The sequence below is a fragment of the Brevundimonas sp. GN22 genome, from assembly GCF_054824005.1.
Window position 1 is genome coordinate 1,041 of record NZ_JSYD01000104.1, and the last position, 5,114, is coordinate 6,154.

The window sequence follows — 5,114 nt, forward strand, 5'->3', positions numbered from 1 at the left end:
AATTGCACCGTTGTCCTTGGCAGACGACACCTTCATGCCGGTGTTGACGCGGTTCTGGGTGGTTTCCAGGCCCTTGTTCGTCTGGTTCAGGGTTTGCAGAGCGACGAGAGCGCCACGGTTCGTGTTGATCGAGTTGGCCATTCTGGCCTCCTTGTTTTTTACAAAACGCCGCCTTTTTGGCGGCGGGCGCATTTTGCGCCGGTCACAGTACTGAGGTGATCAGGAAGGGGTGTCACCGCTTTCGGCAACGACACCCTCTCCTACCGATTACCGGAACAGACCGAGCAGGATGCTGCTCGACGAGTTCGCGATAGAGAGCGCCTGCACGCCAAGCTGCTGCTTGGTTTGCAGAGCCGTCAGGCGAGCGCTTTCCTTGGCCAGATCCGCATCGACGAGGTTGCCGATGCCGGTTTCCAGCGAGTCTTGCAGCTTGCCGACGAAGGACAGTTGACGATCCAGCGACTTCGACTTGGTACCCAAGCCGGCCAACACGTCCGTGAACGAGTTGATCGCGGAATCGACATTTGCCGCAGTGCGGTTGGCCACAACCGAGATGTCCGCGTCACCGTCGGTGATCGGATCGACTGCCGTGCCGTCGTGCAGCGAGAAGGTGCCGCCTTTGGTATTGGTCGAAACCGATACTGCGGTGGTGTCCGTGAACAGGTTCACGCCATCGAAGGTCGCGCCGGCAATCGCGGTTTGAATCTCCGTCACCATGGCGGTGAAGTCGGCATTCAGCTTGGTTGCGGTGTCGCCCGAAGCATCCTGGATAGCGACGGCCAGACTTTTCAGTTCGGTCAGGGCATCCACGATGGTTTCGCCGGCAGCCAGTGCCACGTCCACGATCGATTGACCGCGTTGCAGCGACTGCTTGACCGCATCCTGGGCACCCATTTCAGCGCGCTGCGACGTTGCAATCGCGAAGATTGCACCGTTGTCCTTGGCCGACGAGACTTTCATGCCGGTGTTCACGCGGTTCTGCGTGGTTTCCAGCGACTTGTTGGTCTGGTTCAAGGTCTGCAGCGCAACAAGTGCACCACGATTGGTGTTGATCGAGTTGGCCATTCTGGCCTCCATGTCACGTTGTTTCCTCGCCATTTTGGCAAGGTTGGGCCTTCTGCCCGCACACACGCTTACTGGTTACTGGATACTCTTTCTGGATGGTCTAGGTGGGCGAAGACAGCCCCCTCAAAGGCGGCTGTCTCGTAGAAATCAGCGGAACAGGCTCAGGACGATCGAGCTGGACTGGTTGGCAATCGACAACGCCTGGACACCCAGTTGCTGCTTGGTTTGCAGCGCGGTCAGCTTGGCGCTTTCCTTGGCCAGATCGGCGTCGACGAGGTTGCCAATGCCGGTTTCAAGCGAGTCCTGCATCTTGCCGACGAAGGTCAGTTGGCGGTCCAGCGATTTGGACTTGGTGCCGAGGTCGGCCATGACGCTGGTGAAGTTGTTGATGGCGGTTTCGACGTTCGCAGCCGTGCGGGCCGTCAGGGTGTCGAAGTTGAACGCCGTACCCGTGGCGTTGATCGTCGGATCAATCGAACCATCAGCGGCAATCGCGCCCGATGCGGTACCGGCGGCGGCCTTGACGGTGAATTTGTTGTTCGAGCTGGCGGTGTTGATCGTGACTTCGACGGCCGCAGCATTGGCCTTGAACAGGTTCACGCCATCGAAGGTCGCACCGGCGACAGCCGAGCGGATTTCGGTTACCAGCGCCGAGAAGTCGGCGTTCAGCTTGTTGGCAGTGTCCGAGCCGGCGACAGCGTCTTGAATGGCGACGGCCAGGCTCTTCATTTCGGTCAGGGCTTCGACAACCGTTTCGCCAGCAGCCAGAGCGACGTCGACGATCGACTTACCACGCTCGATGGATTGCTTGACGGCATCTTGCGCGCCCATTTCGGCGCGTTGCGACGTAGCGATGGCGAAGATTGCACCGTTGTCCTTGGCGGACGAAACCTTCATCCCCGTGTTTACACGGTTCTGGGTTACCTCGAGCGAACGGTTGGTCGCGTTGAGGTTCTGCAGTGCGATCAGCGCACCACGATTGGTGTTTACCGAGTTGGCCATTCTGGCCTCCTATGTGTGTTTCACTTCGTGAAGCCGTCGCCATTTTGGCCACGGGAGCATTTTGCTCGCTACGCATAGGTGCAAACGTCAGGCCAACTGCCAAACCGTTGCCATATCAGGACTCGAAGGGCGGACTACGCCTGCCTTCTAGAACGCACTAGGAAAAATATACCCACCAAGACCGGCAGAACTTACCGGGTGGCGGCATATATTGCCGACCAAAGGAAAGAGGGGGCGGTTGAACCGCCCCCTTTGGCAGGCTGCCATTCCAGCCCTCCTCCTTCGCGATTAGCCGCGGAAGAGATTGAGCAGGATGGAGCTCGACTGGTTCGCGATGCCCAGAGCCTGCACACCCAGCTGTTGCTTGGTCTGCAGCGCGGTAAGCTTCGCGCTTTCCTTGGCGAGATCCGCGTCCACCAGATTGCCGATGCCGGTTTCCAGGGAATCCTGGAACTTGTCGACAAAGGTCATCTGGCGACCCAGCGACTTCGACTTGGTGCCGAGGTCAGCCATGGTCGACGAGAACGACGTAATCGCAGCCTCAACCTTGTCCACGCCATAGTCGGTCAACGCCGACGGGGTTGCACCCGCGGTCGGAGTTGCCTTCGGAGCCCAGGCGCCCGTGGCCTGGTTGAACGTACCAGCCGCACCGGCAGTACCCGCCGTGCTACCGAATGCCAGGTCCGCAGCCGTCGCAGCAGCACTTGCTCCCTTAATTTCGAACGTATTGTTCGCGGCAGCAGTGTTGATGGTGACCTTGATACCGGCGGCATCCGTCGCCTTGAAGACGTTCACGCCGTCAAAGGTAGCACCGGCCAGAGCCACGTGAATTTCCTTCACCATGGCTTCAAAGTCAGCAACCAGCTTCTTGGCGTTGTCACCCAGACCCGTGACGGTGGTACCGTCAGCAGCATAGGTCTTGGGCGCATCCTGAATGGCGACAGCCAGACTCTTGAGCTCCTGCAGGGCCTCGATCACGGTCTCACCGGCCGACAACGCGACGTCCACGATGGACTGACCACGCTGAATCGACTGACGAACCGCATCTTGAGCACCCGTTTCGGCGCGCTGAGAGGTGGCGATAGCGAAAATGGCTCCGTTATCTTTAGCAGTGGCAACCTTCATACCGGTGTTCACGCGGTTTTGCGTGGTTTCCAGTTGACGGTTGGTCGAGTTGAGGTGTTGCAGCGCAATCAGAGCGCCGGCGTTGGTGTTGATCGAATTGGCCATTTTGGCTTCCTTGCTCACGTTGTGTGGCCAGCGCCATTTTAGCGCCGGGAGCATTCTACTCGCGCGATGAAGCCGCAATCGACGCGCCACAAACCAGCGCTCCTTAATATTTTAACCTATTGATTTTAGGCAATTATTTTACACAGCAATAGGCATCGCGAATGCCATTAACCGGCAGAGGAAAAACCTGCCCGGTTAATCTTGCCTAGCCCAATCCGTTCGCATACGGCGTTCGGTCATAATGACCTCAAGCGCCAGTGCTCGCGCCGCGTCGCAGGCCGCCAATTGTGCACCCCGCTGCATATAGGCCTGTTCCAGGTCAGCCAGCGTGGCTGTAGCACCTAGGCGGGCAATCTGGCACGGCGTTGTCACCTCAGCGGGCAGCACCACCTGCGGGCTGACAGGCACCGTAACCGGCACCTTCGCACACGAGGCGGTCATGCTGGCGAAGGCGCTCAAGACGAGCATCGCCCAAAGTGATTTGGCCTGTCGGGTCATCCCCCGCCTCCCCTGCCAGTTTCCCTGTGTTTTGCGCCAAGTCGGAGCGGCGGAGCGCGCCCTCCGCTTGCAGCGTCTCCAACCGCGCGTTCTCGCTGGCTTCAAGATGGCGGGCCCGCTGCTCTTGCGCACCCGCTTCGGCCTGTCGCCGCAACTGCTCCATCTTGCGCGCTCTCAGGCCCAAAGGATCAAACCCTGCAAAGGCCACCAACAAGACCGTCAGAACCGCCGCAACCGCTACCCAGCCCACTGGTGTCAGCACCCTGTTCAAGCCAGTCATGGATAGATCTTCCGGCACAGCTCGAAGTGCGGGCCATCGCGTAGACTGGGCCAGTCGCCGCCCCACACAACCGGCACCGACAATTCGTGGGCGGTCGCCTTAACCGCCTCGGCAATGCGGGGGTAAAGGGGCCAGTCCCAGCGGATTTGCCCATCGACCCATGCGGCCAAGTCCACCGCGTGGCCGCTAAGATGACGGCTGTTTTGGGTGCGGCTTGCCCCCGCTTTGACAAGCGCTGCCTGACGTTGGGGCGAGCGCAGTCCCTCGATGACCATGAAATCCACCGGCGTGCGCTGGATCGCCAGCTGGATCACGCGGACAAGATCGGGATGGACACCGCTCAGGCTCTGGAGCGAGCGCTTAGACAGGCGAAAGCTCATTGGCCACCCGCCTTGTGGCCACGCGCCAGGTTGACCACCTGCTGGGCCGACGGCGCGACCAGATAGAGCAGGCTCATCAAAGCCACGAGCCCCATGAGGCCATCCGCCAGATGCCGAACCTGCTCCGGCGGCGCGCGATGTACCGCATCGCGCAGCAACAGCCAGATCAACATGGTCGCCAGATAGACATAGAGCCTGCGCCACACCCATCGGCCCTCGGCCAGATTGGGACGTGCAGAAGATGGGTTACGCATTCACATTTCCTCTTCAAATCGGGATTTTCGCGGACGGGTCTGGCGCCAGTCGGCACCGATCTCGTCGAGGCATTCGTCAGCGCTCAGCCGATCAGGTGCGTCCCAGATCTCCGCGTCCAACAGCAGCTCGGACAGGTCGTCGCCGGTTACATCGCGGGTCATCGGATCAGCCCACAAACGTCAGGCGAACGACGCCCGAGGCCCCGTGGCCGCCCGCGCCCCCAGCGCTGAGACCGGCACCGCCACCGCCGCCGCCTGCACCAAACTCGGCCCCGTCGCCCCCCGCAAAGCCGGACGACTGAGCGCTGGCAGCACCGCCGCCGCCGCCTCCGCCCAGCCACCCGAGATCAGGCAGAACCGTTGCAGGTGCTGCTCCGCCCACTGCCACGTTACTGCCCGCCCCCC

The 5,114-nt window shown here is 60.8% G+C and carries 9 protein-coding genes; all 9 read right to left on the reverse strand.

Annotation, left to right across the window (positions count from 1 at the left end; all coding sequences use genetic code 11):
- Positions 1 to 192, reverse strand: a 192-nt coding sequence (locus tag OB03_RS12790) for a flagellin N-terminal helical domain-containing protein (RefSeq protein ID WP_461344404.1), incomplete at its 3' end; no start/stop codon positions are given.
- Between the two features lie 75 nt (positions 193 to 267).
- Positions 268 to 1,065, reverse strand: a complete 798-nt coding sequence (locus OB03_RS12795) for a flagellin (protein ID WP_461344405.1) — start codon at positions 1,063 to 1,065, stop codon at positions 268 to 270.
- Positions 1,066 to 1,212: 147 nt separating this feature from the next.
- Positions 1,213 to 2,067 carry a flagellin gene (locus OB03_RS12800; RefSeq protein WP_242913132.1) on the reverse strand — a complete coding sequence of 285 codons (855 nt, stop codon included), beginning with the start codon at positions 2,065 to 2,067 and terminating at the stop codon, positions 1,213 to 1,215.
- Positions 2,068 to 2,355: 288 nt separating this feature from the next.
- Positions 2,356 to 3,297: a flagellin N-terminal helical domain-containing protein gene (locus OB03_RS12805; protein WP_461344406.1), complete on the reverse strand. Its 942-nt coding sequence runs from the start codon at positions 3,295 to 3,297 to the stop codon at positions 2,356 to 2,358.
- Between the two features lie 373 nt (positions 3,298 to 3,670).
- Positions 3,671 to 4,075 (reverse strand): hypothetical protein, encoded by a 405-nt coding sequence (locus tag OB03_RS12810; protein ID WP_242913130.1) that lies wholly within the window; start codon positions 4,073 to 4,075, stop codon positions 3,671 to 3,673.
- Positions 4,072 to 4,455: a M15 family metallopeptidase gene (locus tag OB03_RS12815; protein ID WP_242913129.1), complete on the reverse strand. Its 384-nt coding sequence runs from the start codon at positions 4,453 to 4,455 to the stop codon at positions 4,072 to 4,074. The genes OB03_RS12810 and OB03_RS12815 overlap by 4 nt, the downstream gene beginning before the upstream one ends.
- Positions 4,452 to 4,709, reverse strand: a complete 258-nt coding sequence (locus OB03_RS12820; RefSeq protein WP_242913128.1) for a hypothetical protein — start codon at positions 4,707 to 4,709, stop codon at positions 4,452 to 4,454. The genes OB03_RS12815 and OB03_RS12820 overlap by 4 nt, the downstream gene beginning before the upstream one ends.
- Positions 4,710 to 4,871 (reverse strand): hypothetical protein, encoded by a 162-nt coding sequence (locus OB03_RS12825; RefSeq protein WP_242913127.1) that lies wholly within the window; start codon positions 4,869 to 4,871, stop codon positions 4,710 to 4,712. It abuts the gene before it with no gap.
- Positions 4,872 to 4,875: 4 nt separating this feature from the next.
- The coding region (locus OB03_RS12830) for a hypothetical protein (RefSeq protein WP_461344407.1) at positions 4,876 to 5,114 on the reverse strand (239 nt) is incomplete at its 5' end.